The sequence below is a fragment of the Pseudoalteromonas sp. Isolate3 genome (assembly GCF_022398505.1).
In the GTDB taxonomy this organism is placed as follows: domain Bacteria; phylum Pseudomonadota; class Gammaproteobacteria; order Enterobacterales; family Alteromonadaceae; genus Pseudoalteromonas; species Pseudoalteromonas apostichopi.
The window spans coordinates 1-21,047 of record NZ_JAKEVN010000048.1; the positions used below are offsets into that span (position 1 = coordinate 1).

General features: G+C 41.3%; 19 protein-coding genes, 7 tRNA genes and 1 pseudogene. 18 read left to right on the top strand and 9 right to left on the bottom strand.

The window, feature by feature from the left end:
* From L1D46_RS11030 to speB, 5 genes and pseudogenes are all read left to right on the top strand, one after another.
* Positions 1 to 270 (top strand): annotated as a pseudogene (locus L1D46_RS11030) (transposase); the annotation flags it as partial.
* Positions 271 to 740: 470 nt separating this feature from the next.
* Positions 741 to 1,202: a GNAT family N-acetyltransferase gene (locus L1D46_RS11035; RefSeq protein ID WP_105174581.1), complete on the top strand. Its 462-nt coding sequence runs from the start codon at positions 741 to 743 to the stop codon at positions 1,200 to 1,202.
* An 82-nt stretch (positions 1,203 to 1,284) separates the two neighbouring features.
* Entirely contained in the window at positions 1,285 to 1,710 is a 426-nt protein-coding gene (locus tag L1D46_RS11040; protein WP_239977558.1) for a hypothetical protein, read from the top strand.
* Between the two features lie 223 nt (positions 1,711 to 1,933).
* Positions 1,934 to 3,847, top strand: coding sequence for a biosynthetic arginine decarboxylase (gene speA / locus L1D46_RS11045; RefSeq protein ID WP_130051192.1), 1,914 nt, complete (start codon positions 1,934 to 1,936; stop codon positions 3,845 to 3,847).
* Positions 3,848 to 3,850: 3 nt separating this feature from the next.
* A complete protein-coding gene (gene speB / locus L1D46_RS11050; RefSeq protein WP_130051193.1) occupies positions 3,851 to 4,774 on the top strand; it encodes an agmatinase in 924 nt (307 codons plus the stop codon).
* Positions 4,775 to 4,830: 56 nt separating this feature from the next.
* Here the strand turns inward: speB and L1D46_RS11055 are convergent, their stop codons facing one another.
* Both L1D46_RS11055 and gloB read right to left on the bottom strand, forming a co-directional pair.
* The gene (locus L1D46_RS11055; RefSeq protein ID WP_239977559.1) at positions 4,831 to 6,417 is read right to left on the bottom strand and encodes a LysM peptidoglycan-binding domain-containing protein; all 1,587 of its coding nucleotides are present in this window, start codon (positions 6,415 to 6,417) and stop codon (positions 4,831 to 4,833) included.
* A gap of 147 nt (positions 6,418 to 6,564) precedes the next feature.
* The gene (gene gloB, locus L1D46_RS11060; RefSeq protein WP_239977560.1) at positions 6,565 to 7,338 is read right to left on the bottom strand and encodes a hydroxyacylglutathione hydrolase; all 774 of its coding nucleotides are present in this window, start codon (positions 7,336 to 7,338) and stop codon (positions 6,565 to 6,567) included.
* A 53-nt stretch (positions 7,339 to 7,391) separates the two neighbouring features.
* Here gloB and L1D46_RS11065 point away from each other — a divergent pair, with 53 nt between their 5' ends.
* Positions 7,392 to 8,150: a class I SAM-dependent methyltransferase gene (locus tag L1D46_RS11065; RefSeq protein WP_130051196.1), complete on the top strand. Its 759-nt coding sequence runs from the start codon at positions 7,392 to 7,394 to the stop codon at positions 8,148 to 8,150.
* Here the strand turns inward: L1D46_RS11065 and L1D46_RS11070 are convergent.
* Both L1D46_RS11070 and rnhA read right to left on the bottom strand, forming a co-directional pair.
* A complete protein-coding gene (locus tag L1D46_RS11070; protein WP_130051197.1) occupies positions 8,121 to 8,984 on the bottom strand; it encodes an MBL fold metallo-hydrolase in 864 nt (287 codons plus the stop codon). The two genes, L1D46_RS11065 and L1D46_RS11070, sit on opposite strands and share 30 nt — an antisense overlap.
* 89 nt (positions 8,985 to 9,073) lie before the next feature.
* Entirely contained in the window at positions 9,074 to 9,541 is a 468-nt protein-coding gene (rnhA, locus tag L1D46_RS11075) for a ribonuclease HI (RefSeq protein WP_239977561.1), read from the bottom strand.
* Between the two features lie 68 nt (positions 9,542 to 9,609).
* Here rnhA and dnaQ point away from each other — a divergent pair, with 68 nt between their 5' ends.
* The 10 genes from dnaQ (at position 9,610) to L1D46_RS11125 (ending at position 13,573) form a co-directional block, all read left to right on the top strand.
* Positions 9,610 to 10,320, top strand: coding sequence for a DNA polymerase III subunit epsilon (dnaQ, locus tag L1D46_RS11080; RefSeq protein ID WP_130051199.1), 711 nt, complete (start codon positions 9,610 to 9,612; stop codon positions 10,318 to 10,320).
* Between the two features lie 9 nt (positions 10,321 to 10,329).
* Positions 10,330 to 11,703 (top strand): TIGR03503 family protein, encoded by a 1,374-nt coding sequence (locus tag L1D46_RS11085; protein WP_178927157.1) that lies wholly within the window; start codon positions 10,330 to 10,332, stop codon positions 11,701 to 11,703.
* Positions 11,704 to 11,801: 98 nt separating this feature from the next.
* A tRNA-Asp gene (locus tag L1D46_RS11090) sits at positions 11,802 to 11,878 on the top strand.
* A 27-nt stretch (positions 11,879 to 11,905) separates the two neighbouring features.
* Positions 11,906 to 11,982: transfer RNA gene (locus L1D46_RS11095), tRNA-Asp, on the top strand.
* A gap of 41 nt (positions 11,983 to 12,023) precedes the next feature.
* Positions 12,024 to 12,100: transfer RNA gene (locus L1D46_RS11100), tRNA-Asp, on the top strand.
* 29 nt (positions 12,101 to 12,129) lie between these two features.
* Positions 12,130 to 12,206, top strand: a tRNA-Asp gene (locus tag L1D46_RS11105).
* 37 nt (positions 12,207 to 12,243) lie between these two features.
* Positions 12,244 to 12,320: transfer RNA gene (locus L1D46_RS11110), tRNA-Asp, on the top strand.
* Positions 12,321 to 12,351: 31 nt separating this feature from the next.
* A tRNA-Asp gene (locus L1D46_RS11115) sits at positions 12,352 to 12,428 on the top strand.
* A gap of 50 nt (positions 12,429 to 12,478) precedes the next feature.
* Positions 12,479 to 12,555: transfer RNA gene (locus L1D46_RS11120), tRNA-Asp, on the top strand.
* 292 nt (positions 12,556 to 12,847) lie between these two features.
* A complete protein-coding gene (locus L1D46_RS11125; RefSeq protein WP_239977562.1) occupies positions 12,848 to 13,573 on the top strand; it encodes a helix-turn-helix transcriptional regulator in 726 nt (241 codons plus the stop codon).
* Between the two features lie 23 nt (positions 13,574 to 13,596).
* Here the strand turns inward: L1D46_RS11125 and L1D46_RS11130 are convergent, their stop codons facing one another.
* Positions 13,597 to 14,061 (bottom strand): sel1 repeat family protein, encoded by a 465-nt coding sequence (locus L1D46_RS11130; protein WP_239977563.1) that lies wholly within the window; start codon positions 14,059 to 14,061, stop codon positions 13,597 to 13,599.
* A 121-nt stretch (positions 14,062 to 14,182) separates the two neighbouring features.
* On the opposite strand from L1D46_RS11130, the gene L1D46_RS11135 reads away from it, so the two are divergent.
* Entirely contained in the window at positions 14,183 to 15,475 is a 1,293-nt protein-coding gene (locus L1D46_RS11135; protein WP_167657755.1) for an NCS2 family permease, read from the top strand.
* A gap of 26 nt (positions 15,476 to 15,501) precedes the next feature.
* Here L1D46_RS11135 and L1D46_RS11140 read toward each other — a convergent pair whose 3' ends face one another.
* Positions 15,502 to 16,260 (bottom strand): hypothetical protein, encoded by a 759-nt coding sequence (locus L1D46_RS11140; RefSeq protein WP_130051202.1) that lies wholly within the window; start codon positions 16,258 to 16,260, stop codon positions 15,502 to 15,504.
* Positions 16,261 to 16,558: 298 nt separating this feature from the next.
* On the opposite strand from L1D46_RS11140, the gene cysB reads away from it, so the two are divergent.
* A complete protein-coding gene (gene cysB / locus L1D46_RS11145; protein WP_130051203.1) occupies positions 16,559 to 17,536 on the top strand; it encodes an HTH-type transcriptional regulator CysB in 978 nt (325 codons plus the stop codon).
* A gap of 57 nt (positions 17,537 to 17,593) precedes the next feature.
* On the opposite strand, the gene L1D46_RS11150 is transcribed toward cysB, so the two are convergent.
* The 3 genes from L1D46_RS11150 to pabB all read right to left on the bottom strand — a co-directional run bounded on the left by L1D46_RS11150 (position 17,594) and on the right by pabB (position 21,011).
* On the bottom strand, positions 17,594 to 18,970 hold the full coding sequence (locus tag L1D46_RS11150; protein ID WP_239977564.1) for an L-serine ammonia-lyase: 1,377 nt from the start codon (positions 18,968 to 18,970) through the stop codon (positions 17,594 to 17,596).
* Between the two features lie 101 nt (positions 18,971 to 19,071).
* The gene (locus L1D46_RS11155; protein WP_130051205.1) at positions 19,072 to 19,650 is read right to left on the bottom strand and encodes a CoA pyrophosphatase; all 579 of its coding nucleotides are present in this window, start codon (positions 19,648 to 19,650) and stop codon (positions 19,072 to 19,074) included.
* A 17-nt stretch (positions 19,651 to 19,667) separates the two neighbouring features.
* Positions 19,668 to 21,011: an aminodeoxychorismate synthase component I gene (gene pabB / locus L1D46_RS11160; RefSeq protein ID WP_239977565.1), complete on the bottom strand. Its 1,344-nt coding sequence runs from the start codon at positions 21,009 to 21,011 to the stop codon at positions 19,668 to 19,670.
* Positions 21,012 to 21,047: the final 36 nt, after the last annotated feature.

A 21,047-nucleotide genomic window follows, 5' to 3' on the forward strand; every position in this document is an offset into this window, starting at 1 on the left:
CCTTTTGAGTTAAAGTCATACCTGTTACTTGTAGAGCAGACAGGGCGTTGTATTAGCACGGATAAACGCGGATATATAGATCATCATTTACCTCCTATCCTTGAGAGGCTTAATCTCGAGCCAGCAAATTGGCTAACATTAACAACACAGTTTGAACATTTATTTCACGGTGCTGTAGGTCGAATACAAGCTATTGAAAACTACTGTAGTAAAACTGCTCGAAAGCGGCGAAGTAACAGGACTAATAGTCTATTACTGTTAGCTAGCTAATTCTTTTATGTGATTTTTGTAATATTATTTTTTAAAACCATTGCTTTGAAATGGCTAGCGTTTCTCAAATTAATCAAAATCAGTTTTAAGATTAAAGGAAAAGAAAGACCTTTATAGTTAAGCGGGCTTTGCAAGGTCAAGTTTAGAGAGGTTGAGAGGAGTTTTAACCTAAGTCTAAGGTTTTTATTTTTAAGTGCCTGTCCATTTTAGTTAAATTAAAAACTAAAGTGACTGTCTTCTTAAAGTTGTCAGTAAAAATCATTAATCTTTAATTGAGCGGTGTAGGTTGGACTTTAATTTTTATCAACTGGGCGTTTTTTCAGTTACATACTATTGAACTAAGCGATAGTATGGCGGTCTGAACAGTACCTATAAAAATGAATATTGAAAACAACAGTAGAGGATTAAACTAATATCCGATATCATTGTTAACATCATTAACAAAAACGACATATAAAAATGGGAGTTTTATGCAGTTAGTCGATTTAAATCCACATGATCCTGAAGTAGTACACGTGTTTTCTGATATAGACCGACTCATAAACTCATTATATCCTGTTGCAACCGCTCAATCCTTAAGTGTTGAAGAACTTGCTGAACCTAATGTTTATGCCATTGGCTTGAAAAATGAAGATGGTATCGTTGCTTGTGGTGCAATCGTGATGCAAGAAGGCAATCCTCCATATGGTGAGATCCGCCGCCTATATGTAAAACCAAGTTACCGTGGTAAAGGTTTATCACGTCGAATTATGCAAATACTCTTGCATCACGCAGGTGAGCAGCAAATTCCGCTTATTCGATTAGAAACAGGCCCTAAACAAACAGAATCCATTAGCCTATATGAAAACTTAGGCTTCAATCGTTGTGGTCCGTTTGGTAACTATAGCGAAAATCCACAAAGTTTATTTATGGAGTTAGGGCTTAACCAGTAAGTTAGGTATTAAGCCATGTTTTATTGAGGTTATCCTAATTTATAAATATTCCTTACAATTCATATGTTTTGTTACGATTTTTTTGATTACTGCCTGTGGTGATAAGTCACAAGTATCTATTACTTCTAAGAGTAAGCAACCCGACTTTACTATTGATACCACCCAGTTCTACTTAAACTCATGTCACTCCCTAACTGGTGTCTTCAATCATAATGGCACTATAGAATCAAAAGTTATTCTTACATTTCCTTATCGGCCTTTAAGTGTTTGCACTGATAAACAATCACAGCTTAGTTTTGATGGTACTTATCTTACTGTAAAAATTTGCCGCACATCTTTTGGTGCAGGAGGGTGTGGGGTTGAAAAGTTTCGGACAAAGGACTTTGAAAATTGGCAAGAGTACATCGGTATTACGTGGCATGATAACGAGCAATATGAGGCATGGAGGCGCTTGGGATCGAACTCAACAAAAGCAGATGAAATCACAAAAGTAGTGCCTGTCCTCTAAAATACTCTAAAATGAAAAACAGTCCACTAATATGTATTCTTGTTTACAGTGCCTGTCCTTAAATAATTTTGAGTATGGGTAGGGAATTTCGATTCGTTTTTCACATTAAAAATCACTCGTTACGAGTAAAAATTCTTGTTGGACTTGAATCACTATTTTTCTTTTAATGCGCGGCAACAACCCTTGCCGTTTTTGGCATTACTAAAATAAAAGAGAAAGATAGATGAAAGAGACAACATCACTAGAACAAGCTCGCACGAGTTACAATGTTCGTCATTGGAGCCAAGGTTTCTTTGGTATTAATGATCAAGGTGATGTGTATGTTGCGCCAAAGGCCCATGCCCCAGAGCAAACCATTGCACTAATCGATATCGCACAGCAATTACAAGACAAAGGCTTAAGCTTGCCTGCGTTGGTTCGTTTTCCACAAATTTTACATCATCGTGTACATAGCTTATGTCAGGCATTTAACACGGCGATTGAAAATTATGGTTATCCGAAAGACTATTTGCTTGTTTATCCAATTAAAGTAAACCAACAACGCGAAGTTGTTGAAGAAATAGTTGCAAGCCAAGCTGATATTGAAAAGAAGCAATTGGGTCTAGAAGCGGGCAGTAAACCTGAGCTATTAACGGTTTTAGCCATGGCTGAAAAAACCAGTGCTGTAATTGTATGTAATGGCTATAAAGACCAAGAATACATTCGTTTAGCACTGATTGGCGAGAAGCTAGGTCACAAGGTTTACATTGTTCTTGAAAAACTGTCTGAGCTAGACATGGTGCTTAGCCAAGCAAAAGAGTTAAACGTAAAGCCACGCATTGGTATTCGTGTACGTTTAGCGTCGCAAGGTAAGGGCAAGTGGCAAGCAAGTGGTGGCGAAAAATCAAAATTTGGTTTGTCGGCATCGCAAGTACTCAGTGTGGTTAATCGTTTAAAAGCATCTGATCAACTTGATCTGATCCAACTTGTACACTTTCACCTTGGCTCGCAAATGGCAAACATCCGCGATGTTCGCTTAGGTGTGAGTGAAGCTGCGCGTTTTTACTGTGAGTTACGCAAATTAGGTGCACAAATTGATTGTTTAGATGTAGGTGGCGGTTTAGCGGTAGATTATGACGGTACACGTAGCCAGTCTCATAACTCAATGAACTACAGCTTAAGTGAATATGCTAATAACATTGTATACACCATTGGTGATACCTGTAAGTTATATGAGCAACCAATGCCGCGCATTATTTCTGAATCAGGTCGTGCGTTAACAGCGCACCATGCTGTATTGATTTCGAATGTTATTGGTACCGAAAGCTATGTACCAGAAGACATTCAAGCGCCAGCCGCTGATGCACCACTATTATTAAAAAACATGTGGACATCATGGCAGCAGTTAAGTGATGACAATGACGACCGTGCATTAATTGAAATTTATCATGATAGCCAAGGTGATTTAGCCGAAGCACATAATCAATTTGCACTTGGCTTATTAGATTTAACAGAGCGAGCATGGGCGGAGCAAGTTAACTTACGTGTATGTTATGAACTTAACAAACATATGGATAACAAAAACCGTTTTCATCGTCCGATTATTGATGAATTAAATGCGCGTTTAGCAGATAAGTTTTTTGTGAACTTTTCATTGTTCCAGTCATTACCGGATGCATGGGGTATTGACCAAGTGTTTCCTGTTTTGCCTTTAAGTGGTTTAACAGAGGCACCACAAAAGCGTGCAGTGTTACTTGATATTACCTGCGACTCAGATGGTGCTATGGAGCACTATGTCGATGGTCAAGGTATTGAAAGCACCTTGCCGGTACCAGCATTTAGCGAAGAAAAACCTTATTTAATGGGCTTTTTCTTAGTGGGTGCTTACCAAGAGATTTTAGGTGATATGCATAATTTATTTGGTGACACGCACAGTGCAATTATAAAAATGGACGAGCAGGGTCAGGCGAAAATCACTGAAGTTAACGAGGGTGATACCGTTGCTGACATGATGCGTTATGTACATTTAGATGTAGAAGGTTTTCAGCAATCTTACGCCCAACTGGTAGCGGCAAAATTACCAGAATCAGAGCAGCAAAGCGTATTAGATGAGTTGCAAACTGGCTTAAATGGTTACACTTATTTAGAAGAGTTATAAGCAATGTCGACATTGTTTGACCACACAGATCATTCGTTATATTCAAACGGCATGACGTTTCTACGTCAGCCGATGGTGCAAAACATCACTGCAATCGATGCCGATGTAGTGGTGCTAGGTTTACCATTTGACCTGGCGACCTCGGGTCGCCCAGGTGCACGTTTAGGCCCTGATGCAATTCGTCGTGCCTCTGTGCACCTTGCGTGGGAAGAAATCAAGTACCCGTGGACGTTCCCGTTGTTTGAGCGTTTAAAATTAGCTGATGCTGGTGATTTTACCTACCCAGTAGGTGATCCAGAATATTTTACAGCGCAATTAGAATTAGCGGCTGAGCAAATTCTTCGTCAAGGTAAAACATTATTAGGCTTAGGTGGCGACCATTTTGTGACTTTGCCTTTACTGCGCGCCCATGCTAAGCAATACGGTAAGATGGCATTAGTTCATTTTGATGCTCACACAGATACTTACAGCAATGGCTCACGTTATGATCACGGTACCATGTTTTATCATGCGCCGATGGAAGGACTCATTGATGTTGAACACAGTATTCAAATTGGTATTCGTACTGACTTTGATCAGAGCAAACATGAGTTTGCGGTGATTGATGCAATGGCTGCCAATGATTTACCTGCACAAGATATCGCTGAGCAAATCAAAGCACGCGTGGGTGACTTACCTGTGTATCTAACCTTTGATATTGACTGCCTTGACCCTGCATTCGCTCCAGGGACAGGCACACCTGTGTGTGGTGGCTTAACAAGCGATAAAGTGCTTAAGGTGCTTCGTGCATTGAAGGGCATTAATATGGTCGGTATGGATGTGGTTGAAGTATCGCCATCATATGATCAAAGTGAATTAACCGCGATTGCCGCAGCGACCATTGCCAATGAGTTATTACACTTATGGGCTTTAAAGCATAAATACTAAGTGAGAGAGACAAAGAGCGCCTAAAGGCGCTCTTTTTTTAACATAAAATGAAGCCGTTATGCGCTTCGTACATCAACTTTTAACTTAAGCTTTTGCCCAGGCTGAATGTATTTTTGTCCAGCTAATGAGTTCCATTTAATAATATCTTGCACAGAAACATTAAACTTAGCGGCAATTCGCGCTAACGAGTCACCACGACGAACTTTATAGGTAATTGTTCGCTCTTTGGTTTGTGTCGCAGCAAGTTGTGACTTTTCTTCCTTATATACAGTTAGCTTTTGACCAACACGAAGCACTGAATTTTTTTTCAGCTTATTCCATGTTGCTAGTTCTGCAATAGTCACATCGTACTCACGGCTGATATCCCAAAGTGTATCGCCACTGGCGACTTTATGGCTTAGCTTTTTACGTGTTGCTTTATTCGCTGCCATACGTACTGATTTTGGTAAATGCTGGCTATTTATCTCACCATCACTTAGTGGCACAAGTAATTGCTGACCAACACGAATAGTATTCGATGAAAGTTTATTCAGCGTTTTAATGGCATTTGTACTTGTAGAAAACTTCTTCGCAATCACAGATAAGCTGTCACCACGTGCAACCACATATTGCTGCCAGCGCAGTCGGTCTTTTTGCTCTGTTTTTGCTAGTCTCTCAGAAAACGATTCAACTTTATCTGACGGTAATAATAAAAAGTGCGGTCCATTTGGATCAGTCGCCCAGCGATTAAAACCAGGGTTCAAACGATAAAGTTCAGTTAAGCTAATATCTGCCATATCAGCAGCGAGTGCCAAGTCGATTTGGCTACCTACATTAACCGCTTCAACTACTTGAGCATTAATAATTGGCTGCCACTTCACACCAAACTCGTCGCTGCGTTTTACTAGATCAGACAGCGCTAACAGCTTTGGTACGTACGAAGTGGTTTCTTTTGGTAAATCAAGTGACCAAAAATCCGTTGGTAAATGCTTTTTACGGTTCTTTTTAATGGCGCGAAGTAAACGACCTTCACCTGAGTTATAGGCCGCAATGGCATTTAGCCAATCGCCTTCTAAGGTTTTGTGTAAATATGATAAGTAATCTAGCGCTGCACGGGTCGATTGCACAATGTCACGACGACCGTCATACCACCAGTTTTGTTTTAAATCGAAACGCTCACCGGTCTGTGGCATAAATTGCCAGATACCTGAAGCACTGCGGTGCGAATAGCCAAATGGGTCAAATGCACTTTCTACAATGGGTAAAAGGGCAATTTCGATTGGCATTTGACGTTTTTCGACTTCTTCAACAATGAAGTATAGGTATGGCTCAGCTCGCTTCGAGATACGATCTAAATAGGCCTGATGACGCGCATAATAGTTACGCTCAGCAACAACAGGGCGGTTTTGTGGCACATCAATCGAAAGCTGGTAGCGAATACGTTCCCATACATCATCAAATACAGGAGGCGGCTCATCAATATCGGTTAATTGTTGATACTGAGCGTTGATCATCAATGCATCATTGATGTCGCTCGGACTTGCGCCGTCTAATTGTTGCTCAACATTATTGCTTGCAACATCTGTACTTGCTGAGTCAGAGGCTGTTAATTGACAGCCACTTAAAATCAGCGCAAGTGATAAAACTAAAGGAGACTTATACATATATACCCATACATCAGGTAAAAAAACTCGGCGAATATTACCTGCTCTGAGAACATATTGCCACTTTATGACCAGTTTATGTCAGCTTATTATTGCAAGATGCTGATCTAAATATACAAAATTGTAAACACTGGCGTTTACGTTTATTTAAAAGTTATCTTTCCAAGCTCTGAGACCTGAAAAGCGTTGCCAAGGTTCATTCAGATCCAAATTAATTTTTAGCTCATCAGGCAGCTCATCGGTGATAGTTGCTACGTTGCTACGCAAAAATGGATTTATTTGTTTTTCAACGCCTAACTGAGTTGGCAGGCTTATTTCGCCGTTGGCACGCAGCATATCTACTTTATCACTGTAGTTGAGTAGGTATTCATTATTTGGTTCAACGGCTTTTGCAAATGCTAAGTTGGCTTGCGTGTATTCATGAGTGCAATAGATTTTACACTCATCTGGCAGGGCTCTTAATTTACATAGCGAGTGCCACATTTGCTCAGCACTGCCTTCAAATAATCGTCCGCAGCCAGCACTAAATAAGGTGTCGCCAGTAAAACTTAATTCGTCATTAATGTAACAAACATGGTCTAGGGTATGACCGGGTGTCGCAAGCACGGTAAAAGTGTAATCATACACAGTGACTTTATCCGCTTCTGATACGCCATGAGTAATGCCTTTAAAAGGGCTGTGTCTTGGCCCATAAACCGGAATATCACGAAATGCCTTAACCAGTGCAGCAACGCCATCGGTATGGTCATAGTGGTGATGGGTAATCAAAATACCGCAAAGTGTTAAGTTTTGCTCGTTTAGGTAGTTTAAAACAGGTTCTGCTTGACCTGGGTCTACAACCCATGCAGTTTGCTCAGCCCTATTGCTGATGCACCAAATGTAATTATCAGAAAAGGCTTTAATTGCTTTAACTTGCACCATGTTTAATTGCTCTATAAAGTGACAGTTAACACACAGTATAACGAGCTCAGAAAATGAAACCAGCCCTTAGTTTTCAAGAAGGTCCTAAGCCATACTCTTGGCAGCAGTTCCCTCATGGTGACTATTTACGTGCTGAAATTGAACGTAAGCTAACGCCATGGCTGCCACGCATGTTTGGCTATCACATGCTCAAACTTGGTAATTTAAGTGGTGAGCTGGCAACCAGTGAAAGTCCTATTAAGCATCAAGTTTGTGTAGCAGAGCAGGGGTTATTTACCGGTGTAATTGCGGATGTAGACGAACTGCCTTTTTATGAGCACAGTGTTGATGCATGTATTTTATCGCATTGCTTAGAATATCATTCTGATCCGCACCACATCTTACGCGAAGCACACCGTACTTTAATTCCCGGTGGCTATCTGGTGATCACGGGCTTTAACCCGTTTAGCTTGTGTGGATTGGCGCAGCTTTTACCTTTTAGTCGCCAAAAGCTTCCTTGGACAGGGCGCTTTTTTACACCGTCGCGAGTAAAAGATTGGCTGAATCTATTGGGTTTTGAGATTATTTCGGATGAGCGATTTATCCATTCATCGCTTGCAAGAGGGAGCCGTTTATCACGCTTTGCTGCTTGGCGTAGTTTTGGTCAACAATATTTAAAGCCAATGGGTAGTGTTTATATGCTGGTGGCTCGAAAACGTGTGGCCCCGCTTACACCAATTAAACCTAAATGGCATGCAAGGCCGCAATTTTCGCCGGTAAAAGGAGCTGGGCTTAGACAAACATCAAAGCAGCACTGTGAGCGGGATAGCTAAATAGTGTTGGTGAGTATCCGTTTTGCTTGGGTATTGGCCTGCACGAATATTTAATTGAATAGAAGGGTGCAGCAGCTTTGGTACAGCTAAGGTTGCATCGCGGTCTTCCCGAGTTGCAATAAAGCTTTGTTTATCGCCTTTTAAATGAATGTTTTGCTCACGCTGCTCTTTCACTGTGGTTTTGTTCGCGAGAGGGCGGCCATCTGGTTGGTAGTCATGACACATCCAAAGTACCGTGTCGTCAGGTAAAGCTAAAATACGTTGTAGTGAATCATATAACTCGGCTGCACTACCTCCAGGGAAGTCACAGCGGGCTGTGCCGCTGTCTGGCATAAAGAAGGTGTCACCTACAAATACATTGCCATCAATGTGGTAACACACACTATCAGGAGTGTGGCCCGGTGTGGCAATCACATCAACCGTGTAATCACCTAACTGAAATTGTGCTTTATTAGCAAATAAGGCATCAAACGGTTCACCATTACATGGCATATCTAGATTATAAAGTTGGCTAAAGTGTTTTTGAACGTGTGTGATCCCTTCGCCTGTACCAAGCTTACAGGGATGTGTGTTTTGTAATTGTTGCTTTATATAACTTGCTGCGGTGATATGGTCAGCATGTGCATGGGTCTCAAGTAGCCATTGTAATGTGAGCTGCTCAGTCTTTATGTAGCTGATGATCTCATTGGCTGTTGTAAAACTTAACTCACCACTTGGCATATCAAAATCAGCGGGTGCATCAATCAGCAAGCAATCTTTAGTGCTTTCACAACTAACTAAATAACAGAGAGTGGCGCTTTGTTGATGATAAAAAGAGTGAATGCGCAGAGCCATAATGAGTCCTTTATAATTCGTTATAGCCAAATCTTATAACATATAACAAAAATATAAAACGGCCTGCGCCAAGTTTATTTCAAGGCACCTTAATTACCGTCGTAACCTGTGTCTTCAAGTAATTTATCGCTGCCAGCAGCTTCGCGAGCAAGATCGTCAACAATTTCATTATATTTATTGCCGCTATGGCCTTTTACCCAGCGCCATTCTACGTCATGCTGTTGGCATGCTGCATCAAGTCGTTTCCATAAATCGACATTCTTGACTGGCTTTTTTGCTGCTGTTTTCCAGCCGCGTTTTTTCCAATTTTCGACCCATGACTCAATCCCTTGTTTCACATATTGGCTATCGGTGGTGAGAATGACGTGACAAGTGCGGGTGAGGGTTTCTAGTGCAACGATAGCTGCGAGCATTTCCATCCGATTATTTGTTGTTAGGGTATAACCTTGACTTAATTGCTTCTCGTGGCCGTTGTATCGCATCACGATGCCATAACCTCCAGGCCCTGGATTACCTAAACATGATCCATCGGTGTAAATCTCTACGGTTTTCTGCACTGTTTTACCTTGATATTGTGTACAATAAAGTGATGATAGAAAGATACCAGAGTCAGGCTTAAGACGATATGGCACATAGACAAATAGTTTTAGATACAGAAACCACGGGTATTGACCCAAAGCAAGGCCACCGCATTATTGAAATCGGTTGTGTTGAACTTGTTAATCGCCGCCTTACTGGCAACAACTTTCATGTGTATATCAATCCACAGCGTGAAATAGAAGAAGAAGCGATAGACGTTCACGGTATAACCAATGAATTTTTGCGTGATAAGCCTTTATACCACCAGATTGCTCATGAATTTTTAGAATATATTCGCGGCGCTGAGCTTGTAATCCACAACGCTGCGTTCGATATCGGTCACATGGACAATGAATTTGCATTGTTAAATCAAGGTTTTCCGAATACTGCCGATGTATGTAGTGTACTTGATACTTTGAAAATGGCGCGTGACTTGCATCCAGGTCAAAAGAATAACCTTGATGCACTTTGTCGTCGTTACGATATTGATAACTCAAAGCGTACCTTACACGGCGCACTGCTGGATTCCGAAATTCTAGCAGATGTTTACCTTTCTATGACGGGTGGACAAGTAAAGCTGAATCTTAATCAAAATAAAGATGAAAGCTCAACACAACAAGCTGGTGGTATTCGCCGACTTAGTGCTGATAGAGCACCGCTTGTCGTATTAAGAGCAACAGAACAAGAGCACGCCGCTCATGAAGAGCGTTTAGACTTGGTCGCTAAAGGTGGTCAATGCTTATGGCGTGCAGAATAGGGTAATAAAATGAGAAAACAACTACTAGCAGGATTAGTGTGTTTAATTCCCTTAACGGGATTTGCCAACGAGCAAGATAAAATAACCCCATTAGAACGTGATGGGGTGCAAAATGAAATTCCCCTGCTAGAGAACCGTTTTCGTATTGACCATAAAATCGATAAAGTTACTTTACTCTTCTTTCGTAAGCGCGGTGCGCCTGCCGTTGTTTTAGTTCGCCCTGATGGTACCAAGTACTATGCTACTGACTCAGTCAAAAATGATGACCTCGACTGGCATGATGAATTAAGCTATGACTTGATCACCATCAGCAACCCAATGCCTGGTCCCTGGCAAGTAGTCGGCAGCATTTTGCCAGATAGCCGTATAATGGTGCTGGGTGAAATTGAGCTTAATGTTGATCCACTCCCGCCTATGCTGTTTCGTGGAGAAACAGTCAAACTAACTGGCCGCGTATTAAATGATGGTGAGCCTATAGAAGTTGGCCAGTTTCGTGATGTAATAAGTCTACACGTTGATTTTGTCAGCACTAATAATAGTGATTTCGCAAACTTTGGCGCAGGTACGCAAAGTGTTACCGATTTTAGAGATGATGGGCGTGGCTTTGATGAGCGTCCTCTTGATGGTGTGTTTACCGGTGAATTTAAGCTGATATTCCCAGCCGGGGAGTGGCAACCCGAGCTTTATATAGAAACCCCTATATTAAAGCGTACCGTGGTACAAAAACCCATTGTCGTGCACGAACCGCCTTTTGCTTACGAAATAGCACTTGCTGAGCAAGATGAAGATGATCACATTTTAACGATCACCTTAAATCCTGAAATCGTCAAACCAGAAACAGTGCTTATTCAAGGAAAAATATATTACCCCAATAATGAAGAGCAAATGTTCTCTTTAGATGCTGATAAATCGCAAACACGTGAGCTTGCCATTAAAAATTATGATTGGGGTCGATACAGTGTCGAGCTTTCTGTATTTGGTAGCAATATAAATGACCGTGAATTTATGGCTACTTTACCTACTTATAAATTTGAAATAGAGCGACCAATTGAAGCTGTACCAGAAATTGTTCGCCCTGAAATTGATTTAGAAGCGCAAGCGGAGCAACAACGAATTCTTGAAGAAGAACAAAAAACATCCACCATGCTCATGGTGACCTTAATTGTTGTTGGAAATTTAACCGTACTTTTATTGGGTTGGCTAGCAATTAGAATTTTTGTTCAAAAGAAACCGCTTAAATTTAAATTCTCGTTACCATTTTTAAAGAAAAAAAATCAAACCGAAAATGATGAGCAAGCAACGAATGAAAATGAAGTTGGCAAAAACGGCTCAAAAAATGACAAATCAGGTGAAATTTTAAACCTTTCGATGTCAGATGACTAAAAAACCTGTAAAAATACAAAAAACCCCTTGACGAACCAGAGGGTGATTCGTATTATTCACGCCGCTGTCAGGGGAGACTCAGTCAGCAACGAAAATGTGGAGTGGTAGTTCAGTTGGTTAGAATACCGGCCTGTCACGCCGGGGGTCGCGGGTTCGAGTCCCGTCCACTCCGCCAATTTTCGACAATTTGTAAGTATGCGCTGGAGTGGTAGTTCAGTTGGTTAGAATACCGGCCTGTCACGCCGGGGGTCGCGGGTTCGAGCCCCGTCCACTCCGCCAATTACTTGCACAACTTATGGTTGTAAAACATTTTCCTTTGCGGAGTGGTAGTTCAGTTGGTTAGAATACCGGCCTGTCACGCCGGGGGTCGCGGGTTCGAGTCCCGTCCACTCCGCCAATAGGAAAATAAATAGCATTAGATACTGCGGAGTGGTAGTTCAGTTGGTTAGAATACCGGCCTGTCACGCCGGGGGTCGCGGGTTCGAGTCCCGTCCACTCCGCCATTATTTAAACGCTATTTTATTACAAAATTTGTATCGCGGAGTGGTAGTTCAGTTGGTTAGAATACCGGCCTGTCACGCCGGGGGTCGCGGGTTCGAGTCCCGTCCACTCCGCCAACAAATTAAGTAATAACAATGATATCTCTGCGGAGTGGTAGTTCAGTTGGTTAGAATACCGGCCTGTCACGCCGGGGGTCGCGGGTTCGAGTCCCGTCCACTCCGCCATTTGATATCATAAACAAATTAAGTGCATTACCCCATGCACATACCACTGCGGAGTGGTAGTTCAGTTGGTTAGAATACCGGCCTGTCACGCCGGGGGTCGCGGGTTCGAGTCCCGTCCACTCCGCCATTTGTTTTCCTCAAACAAATGATTAGATAAATCTTTACATTACAGCGTACTTTTCTCTTATACTGACATCGTATCTCGTATCTCGTATCTCGTATCTCGTATCTCGTATCTCGTATCTCGTATCTCGTATCTCGTATCTCGTATCTCGTATCTCGTATCTTGTATCTCGTATCTCGTATCTCGTATATTTCTTCCTATCTTGCTAATATTCTTAATTATTCCTATTTATTCAGCTTCTTATATCTGCATGAATAGCAAAGAATAGTGGCTCCACAACAAAAGGAAATGCGTTATGAGTACATTCGGAACACAACTAAAACACTATCGCTGTGAGCTAAAACTAAGCCAACCAGAATTTGCTGAGCAAATAGGGATAGAGCAAAGTTACCTATCAAAACTTGAGAACGATAAATCAGTGCCTTCAAATGACACATTTCGTTCGATACTAACGGCGCTCAACCTAACAATTTGTGACTTTATGGAGCCATTAAAACATTCTGTAGATAAAGCTCGGTTGATTAGTGTGCCTGACATTGAAGCTTGGTATAAGCGACAAAGTAATAAACAATTCATTAAACAGCGCTCATTGATATATGTTGCCATACTGTTGAGTGCGCTAGGCTGTGCCATGTTTTATTTAGGGCATCAAGAAAAGCTATTCAATACAATGTTCTATGAGTACAAATCATACGGTGAAGTGAAAGATAATGAACCAGATGGCATTTTTCATGATTGGCGAACGCTACTCGTTGAACAAAGCCGCGAGAAAATAGATGCAAAACGTCGAGAAATGATTAGCAGGCATGATTTTAAATTTATTATCTCAGCTGACTATAAGGGCATCTCGTTTGTAGAGCCTGGCGAGCAAGACAGCAGACGCTTATACAGCCTTACTTCAAAAACACCTATTATCAAGCCGCATAAAGGCCATGTGTGGCTTGAGTTTTTAGGTATCTTATTGCTTGTGGTTGGTGCAGGTCTCATCACATTTGAGAGTAAACTGACAAGACAGCATTAATGAGTTGCAGAACCTGACGCGTGTTAGCTCGCGTCAGGGTCACGAGGAATTAAATGAGCAAACTGTTGCTGGTGGATTTGTTCGTATAAGGTCGCTGCATAGCTTTGCGCATCATGTAATCGGCGAGTACTAATGTGCTTTCTAAGGTCATCAAGAGCAGCGGTTGCAGGCTCATATCCTTGACTACTTGCCAAACTTAGCCAAACCGCACCATGAAATACGCTGTGCGGAACACCTTGCCCTTTGATAAAAAATAGCCCCATGTAGAATTGCGCTCTATGATTACCTGCCATAGCAGCTAGGCGCATCCATTTGGCTGCAAGGGGAGGCTGTTCATTTTTTAAATAATACAAAGCTTTGTTTAGCACGTTTTCAACAGATTGTGCACTTTTATCTGGCACCGACCCTTTATCGGGTTGGGTAATAAAGGCAAGTACATTATCAAGCTGTTGCTCTAAATCTAAGCCTACTGGCGAATTATCAGACATAGTTTAGTTATTTTCTTGAATTAAAAGACCTTATTAGTTTAGAACATTGCAAGGCAAAATGTCCTCTTATTGAGATAAAATATGATAAAATTAGCCAATTAATCTCAACTTAAAGTTCAACATGTTCGAAAGACTTTTCAAAATCACTGAAAACAACACCTCTGTGCGCCGCGAGACTATTGCTGGCATCACAACATTCATTACCATGGTTTACATTGTATTTGTTAACCCTGCCATGCTAGCAGAAGCGGGAATGGATCAAGGTGCGGCATTCGTAGCAACCTGTATTGCTGCTGCAATTGGCTGTTTTATCATGGGTTTATGGGCAAACTACCCATTAGCACTGGCTCCGGGTATGGGCTTAAACGCCTTCTTCACTTATGGTGTTGTTTTGGGCATGGGCTACACTTGGCAAGCTGCATTAGGTGCAGTTTTTATGTCTGGCTGTATTTTCTTATTCTTAAGCCTATTTAAGGTGAGAGAGTGGATCATTGATGCTATTCCACTGGTATTAAAGCGTGCCATTGCCACAGGTATCGGTGCTTTCTTAGCGCTTATTGCATTGAAAAACGCTGGGATTATCGTAGCAAGCCCTGCAACCTTAGTGCAGTTAGGCGATATCACAGCCCCAGGTCCACTACTTGCGATTTTTAGCTTCTTTGTTATTGCTGCGCTGTTATATCGCGATATGAAAAGCGGCGTGCTTATTAGTATTTTACTAGTAACGGCTATTGCGCTTGGTTTAGACCTTGTGGAATATCAAGGAATTATTTCAATGCCGCCTTCAATTGCACCAACCTTTATGCAATTGGACTTTGCAGCCGCATTCGAAATCTCAATGCTAACAGTGGTTTTTGCGTTCTTATTTGTTGATTTGTTTGATACTTCAGGCACTTTAGTTGCTGTAACGCAAAAAGCAGGTCTTGCTGATGAACAAGGTAAAATGCCTCGTTTAGGTCGTGCATTAAGTGCCGACAGCACAGCTACCATTGCAGGCTCAATGCTTGGTACATCAACAACAACGTCTTACATTGAATCAGTAGCAGGTGTGTCAGTGGGCGGCCGTACAGGTCTTACTGCTGTGGTTGTAGGCATTTGTTTTTTGTTAATGATGTTCTTTGCGCCACTTGCTAGTATGATCCCAGCTTATGCAACTGCGGGTGCGATTTTGTATGTTGCTGTTTTAATGATGCAAAACTTAAAGCTGGTAAATTGGGATGATATGACAGATGCAATCCCTGTCAGCGTGGTATTATTAATGACACCGTTAACTTTCTCGATTGCTCACGGTATTGCACTTGGTTTTATTTCGTATACTGCGGTGAAGTTGGTATGTGGTAAAAAAGATGAAATCAGTATTAGTGTGTGGGTATTAACAGCGCTGTTTATTGTTAAGTTTGCGTTTTTATCTTAATTAGCACAAAGCAAAGAAAAAGTGGTTTACCACTTTTTCTTTGGTGCGAATAATACATCTAAATCGTCTTGCTCTTGTTCTGCTTTTTTCTTCAGTGACGTTGCATTTGATGCTTTTAATTCAGAACTAATCGTTTCTAGATAATTCTCTACTTCTTGCTTTTTGGTATTAACATAATCATCGCTATAGCTAACTGCGCTGAGAGTCGCAAGTGCCTTTTCAAAATACTGTCTGGCAGAACCCACCATGTTTGCTGAACGGGCAGAGATACCACGCTTAATTTGGCTTTCTACATTGATTCGCAGTTGTAACTTTTCAAGACGTTTATCTTCAGCAACAAATATTTGGCTATCTATTTTACCTTTGCCATGCTCTGAGCGAAGTAAGGCGCGTAATTTCTTTATCCCTTGAATTAGGGCAATCAGTTGTTTGTCGTTATCTGGTAGGGCTAATGCATCACTATTATTAGCTTCGATAGGAGAGGCTAAACGTTCTTTTGATTCTTTTAATCTGTTTTTCAATTCTTTTGAGCTTGGAGAGAGCTCTACCATACCTGCTAAAGCATCATAAATACGACGCTGAATAATACGTAGGATATTTTCAGACATTGGGATATTGGCACTGTTAAGCAGTACATCCTCTGCTTCTTCAATGATTTTTTTCTGTTTTGTAAGCTCTTTACGGCGCTCTGCTTCTTGTTTTTCTTTATGTTGTTGCACTGCACTGACCCATAGTGCGATCACAATTAATGCAACAATGAGCATGATGATGATAGAAACAATCATTACTAAATCTCAGTTTTAACTATCTAATTTTTTTATCTTACATTAAAAAGATTAGATCTGAACAGTTTTGCGGTTAGTTATCTCGAATAAACTTCTTACACTTACTACTTTATAATGAGTATAGCCTTAAACTAGCACCTTTATTGAATATTTTGCGAGTAAACACCGCTACCGAGCTGTAATTTAATGTGTTAGCCTTAGAAACAATCGATATAAATGTATAGCGCGATGAAATATCGCTTGGCATTGCGCTTTACAGCCTTTATAAATAAACAATAACAACGTCTACAATGCAGCCATGAAACTACAACAACTCAGATATATAGTCGAAGTCCAAAATCATAAACTGAATGTATCCGCAACAGCAGAAAGTTTATTTACCTCGCAACCGGGGATCTCGAAACAAGTTCGTATGCTTGAAGACGAACTCGGTGTACAGATCTTTGGCCGCAGTGGTAAACACCTTACCCATGTAACCAGTGCAGGTAACGAAATTATTAATATCTCACGGGAAATACTGTCAAAAGTTGAAGGTATTAAAGCGGTTGCCAATGAGCATACCTTACCCGATCAAGGTAAGCTTAATATTGCGACTACTCATACTCAGGCTCGTTATGCATTGCCGAATGTTATTCAAGGTTTTATGAAAAAGTACCCAGCTGTTTCGCTGCACATGCATCAAGGTACGCCGCAACAAATTTCAGATGCTGCAGCACGCGGCGATGCTGACTTTGCCATTGCGACTGAGGCATTGCATTTATATTCTGATTTAGTCATGTTGCCTTGTTATCACTGGAATCGCAGTATTGTTGTGGCAAAAACACATCCGCTCGCGCAAAAGGCTGATAATTTAACCGTTGCCGATGTGGCTAAATACCCACTTATTACTTATGTGTTTGGTTTTACGGGTCGTTCTGAATTAGATAAAGCTTTCAATGCGCATGGGCTTGAGCCGCATATTGTATTTACTGCAACCGACGCTGATGTAATCAAAACCTATGTCCGTTTAGGCCTAGGTGTGGGTGTTGTGGCGTCTATGGCGATTGATCAAATAACTGATTCTGATTTAGTGTGTATTGATGCAAGCCACTTATTTGAAGCGAGCACTACCAAAATTGGTTTTAGAAAAGGCAGCTTTTTACGCAGCTACATGTATGATTTTATTGAGCGTTTTGCACCACATTTAACTAAAGAGTTAGTGGAAAAAGCAAGCTTATTACGTAATCAAGAAGATGTTGATAAACTATTTGAAAACATTGAGTTACCGGTAAAGTAAGTAATAAAAAAGCCGCGTTAAAGCGGCTTTTTTATTGTGCTCAAAACGTGCTATAAATTAACACTCGATGATATTAACAGCTAAGCCACCGCGCGCGGTTTCTTTGTATTTTGTTTTCATATCATTTCCTGTGTCGAGCATGGTTTTAATGACCTTATCAAGCGTAACCTTTTGCTCGCCAGAACCGCGCATTGCCAAACGTGATGCGTTAATTGCTTTAATTGAACCCATCGCATTACGTTCAATACACGGAACTTGCACAAGGCCGCCAACTGGGTCACAAGTAAGACCTAGGTTGTGCTCCATACCAATTTCAGCGGCATTTTCAACTTGCACAACATTACCACCCATTATTTCAGTTAGTGCACCAGCGGCCATTGAACAGGCAACGCCCACTTCACCTTGGCAACCTACTTCAGCACCCGAAATTGAAGCATTCTTTTTATATAAAATACCAATTGCTGCAGCTGTTAATAAATAACGTGTTGCAATATCACGGTCTACTTCTTTAATGAAAGTGTGATAATACATTAATACCGCTGGCAAGATACCCGCAGCACCATTGGTTGGTGCGGTAACAACACGGCCACCTGCTGCATTTTCTTCATTTACTGCAAGAGCAAACAAATCAACCCAGTCCATTGCGCGCAATGGGTCATTATTAACCTCAATATTTAATTTAAGGTGTAAGCTTGGTGCGCGGCGTTTTACTTTTAAACCACCTGGTAAGATACCCTCTGTACGCATACCTCGCTCGACACAGGCTTTCATTACTTGCCAAATATTAAACAGCTCATCTTTAATGTCTTTTTCGCTGCGTAGAGTTTTTTCGTTGTGCATCATAAGCGTTGATACACTAAAACCTGATTCACGGCATAGATCTAATAGCTCTTTTGCAGTATTAAACGGGTAAGGAGCTGGGTTTTCTTCGCGTATCTCGAGCGCTTTTTGTTTTTCGTTCTCGAACTCATCATCGCTTACGATAAAACCACCACCGATTGAGTAATACACCTTACTAAATAATTTTTCGCCATTTTGGCTGGCAATGATTTCCATTGCATTTGAATGTTTTGGTAGTGTTTTACGGCGGTGGAATACAATCGCCCCTTGCTTTGGGAAATTGGCTTTATGGCTTTGGTTTAAATAAATAACCTGTTCTTTTTCGATTTTTGCGAGGATATCGTCTACTAAATCAGCATCAATGGTTTCTGGATCATAACCAGCAAGACCTAATATTACGGCTTTACCAGAGCCGTGGCCAATACCTGTCTGCCCTAATGAGCCAAACAGCTCAACTTTAATATCGGTCACGTTTGCAAGTAAGTTTTTTTCTTCTAATTCGTTTACAAATAAACGCGAAGCGCGCATTGGGCCAACAGTGTGAGATGACGATGGGCCAATACCAATACTAAACATATCGAATGCACTGATCATAATTTGCTACTCATTTTTCTATTAACGGCATACTACCTGCCTTTGAACGGTGCCACATGATAACGTTTAAACGTGTCTGTGTAACCCTAAAAACAGGATAATTAAACTGGTAGGGCGAGCTGTTTGATAAAGTTATTAATAATGCTGGCTGTTGCCCCCCAAAGCAGACCATGCGGGGTCATTAAGCCTTGTAAAATAATGATTTTACCATTTCGTTCAAAGGGCAGGGGCTGCCAATTTTGTTGATTACTCAAATAAGATAAAGGCAGTAAAAAGCTAGCAGCAACTTCGTTGGGATCTGCCTGCCATGTTGTGCCTTCGCTAAGGACACAAACAAATGGCTCAATAGTGAAACCGGTTAGGGTCGCGTATTGGTGTAATTTACCGTGAACCGTCACTTGATGTGTCGCAATATTGAGCTCTTCATTGAGCTCTCGAAGGGCTGTGTGCATCAAAGAGTCATCATGCTTTTCATACTTACCACCTGGTAAGCAAATTTCCCCCGGGTGGTGAAGCAGATAACTTGGTCGTTTACATAGTAATAAATGTGCTTCGTCATTTACATCAAGCAATGGTAGCATCACGGCACTGGCGCGCTTTTCGGCATTAAAGCGAATGGTGCTAGGGCTCTGTGTGGTTTTACTTAAACTAAAACGAGCTATTATTTGCTGACTATTCAAGGTAGTTACTTCAACTTTTACTTTAACAAAGGCAGTATTTTATTTACTTTATCGTAAGTTTCTTGGTACTCCAAGTCGACCTTTGAATCAGCCACAATGCCACCGCCAGCCCAGCAATAGATAGCACCTTGATGACACACTAAAGTACGAATTGTGATACTAGTATCCATGTTGCCACAGGCACTCAAATAGCCAATTGAGCCGCAGTAAACATTACGACGATGCGGTTCAAGCTCTTCTATAATTTCCATTGCACGAATTTTTGGTGCTCCAGTAATTGAACCGCCTGGAAAAGCAGCATGAATTTGGTCAACGGCATCTTTGCCATCCGCTAATTCTGCGCGCACAGTACTTACTAAGTGATGTACTGCCGGAAAGCTCTCTATGGCAAATAAGGACGGCACGGTGACACTACCTGGACGGGCAACTTTTCCTAAATCATTACGCAAAAGATCGACAATCATGACATTTTCCGCACGGTCTTTCTCAGATTGTTGTAAGCGAGAAGCTTGCGCTTGGTCTTGTTCATGGTCGGCCAAACGAGGAAGCGTTCCTTTAATTGGTTTGGTTTCTATTTGGCCCTGATTAACTGAAATAAAACGCTCAGGCGAGATTGATAAAATAGCGCCATCAGGGTGGTTTATATAGCTTGAGAATGGTGCTTTATTGGCTTCTCGCAACTGTTTATAGGCTTGCCATGTTGAACCCGAAAATTCAGCTTTAAATCGCTGAGCAAGGTTGATTTGGTAGCAATCACCGCTTTTTAAATAAGCTTGAATTTGTTCAAACTTTTCGCTGTAGCTGGCTTTGGTCATATTTGAGTGCCAGCCACTTGTTAGAGCGAACTCTGCACTTTCTGGTGTTTCGTTTAGCTGCTGTTGATAGAGTGCTAAGCGATTATGATTTGGCTGACAGACGTAAAACCAGCTTTGTTGTTGCTTATCAAAAATAAGGGCATCAGGATAAAGACCTATTGCCATTTGCGGCATATTAATATCGTTTTTGGCAGTAGTCGGCATGCTTTCAATCACGCGACCTAAATCATAACCAAAATAACCAAGCCAACCACCAGTAAAAGGTAGGTTGTTTGAGTTTGGTGTGTGATTAAACTCCCTAAGACCAGATTTCATCAAACTAAAGCAATCACTTGATTGTAATTTACCATCTACAAAGCACTGATTATCGCGCACCTCTAATTGCTTTAATGGCGCAATGGCAATGATATCGAAACGGCTATTCACATGCTCGCTATTAGCTGAATCAAGTAACACGGCGTGGGGCAAATGAGCGAAATGAGTAAATAGCGTGATGCAATCACCGCTTAATTCTAATTTAATGCATAAATTTTCATCGTTTATCATCTACATTGCCCTGAATAACTAGCCCGAAACGGGCGA

Excerpts from the sequence above, each read along its gene's own strand:
- L1D46_RS11035 (WP_105174581.1), top strand. The coding sequence starts at position 741 with ATGCAGTTAGTCGATTTAAATCCACATGATCCTGAAGTAGTACACGTG.
- speA (WP_130051192.1), top strand. The coding sequence starts at position 1,934 with ATGAAAGAGACAACATCACTAGAACAAGCTCGCACGAGTTACAATGTT.
- speB (WP_130051193.1), top strand. The coding sequence starts at position 3,851 with ATGTCGACATTGTTTGACCACACAGATCATTCGTTATATTCAAACGGC.
- L1D46_RS11055 (WP_239977559.1), bottom strand. The coding sequence starts at position 6,417 with ATGTATAAGTCTCCTTTAGTTTTATCACTTGCGCTGATTTTAAGTGGC.
- gloB (WP_239977560.1), bottom strand. The coding sequence starts at position 7,338 with ATGGTGCAAGTTAAAGCAATTAAAGCCTTTTCTGATAATTACATTTGG.
- L1D46_RS11065 (WP_130051196.1), top strand. The coding sequence starts at position 7,392 with ATGAAACCAGCCCTTAGTTTTCAAGAAGGTCCTAAGCCATACTCTTGG.
- L1D46_RS11070 (WP_130051197.1), bottom strand. The coding sequence starts at position 8,984 with ATGGCTCTGCGCATTCACTCTTTTTATCATCAACAAAGCGCCACTCTC.
- dnaQ (WP_130051199.1), top strand. The coding sequence starts at position 9,610 with ATGGCACATAGACAAATAGTTTTAGATACAGAAACCACGGGTATTGAC.
- L1D46_RS11085 (WP_178927157.1), top strand. The coding sequence starts at position 10,330 with ATGAGAAAACAACTACTAGCAGGATTAGTGTGTTTAATTCCCTTAACG.
- L1D46_RS11125 (WP_239977562.1), top strand. The coding sequence starts at position 12,848 with ATGAGTACATTCGGAACACAACTAAAACACTATCGCTGTGAGCTAAAA.
- L1D46_RS11130 (WP_239977563.1), bottom strand. The coding sequence starts at position 14,061 with ATGTCTGATAATTCGCCAGTAGGCTTAGATTTAGAGCAACAGCTTGAT.
- L1D46_RS11135 (WP_167657755.1), top strand. The coding sequence starts at position 14,183 with ATGTTCGAAAGACTTTTCAAAATCACTGAAAACAACACCTCTGTGCGC.
- L1D46_RS11140 (WP_130051202.1), bottom strand. The coding sequence starts at position 16,260 with ATGATTGTTTCTATCATCATCATGCTCATTGTTGCATTAATTGTGATC.
- cysB (WP_130051203.1), top strand. The coding sequence starts at position 16,559 with ATGAAACTACAACAACTCAGATATATAGTCGAAGTCCAAAATCATAAA.
- L1D46_RS11150 (WP_239977564.1), bottom strand. The coding sequence starts at position 18,970 with ATGATCAGTGCATTCGATATGTTTAGTATTGGTATTGGCCCATCGTCA.
- pabB (WP_239977565.1), bottom strand. The coding sequence starts at position 21,011 with ATGATAAACGATGAAAATTTATGCATTAAATTAGAATTAAGCGGTGAT.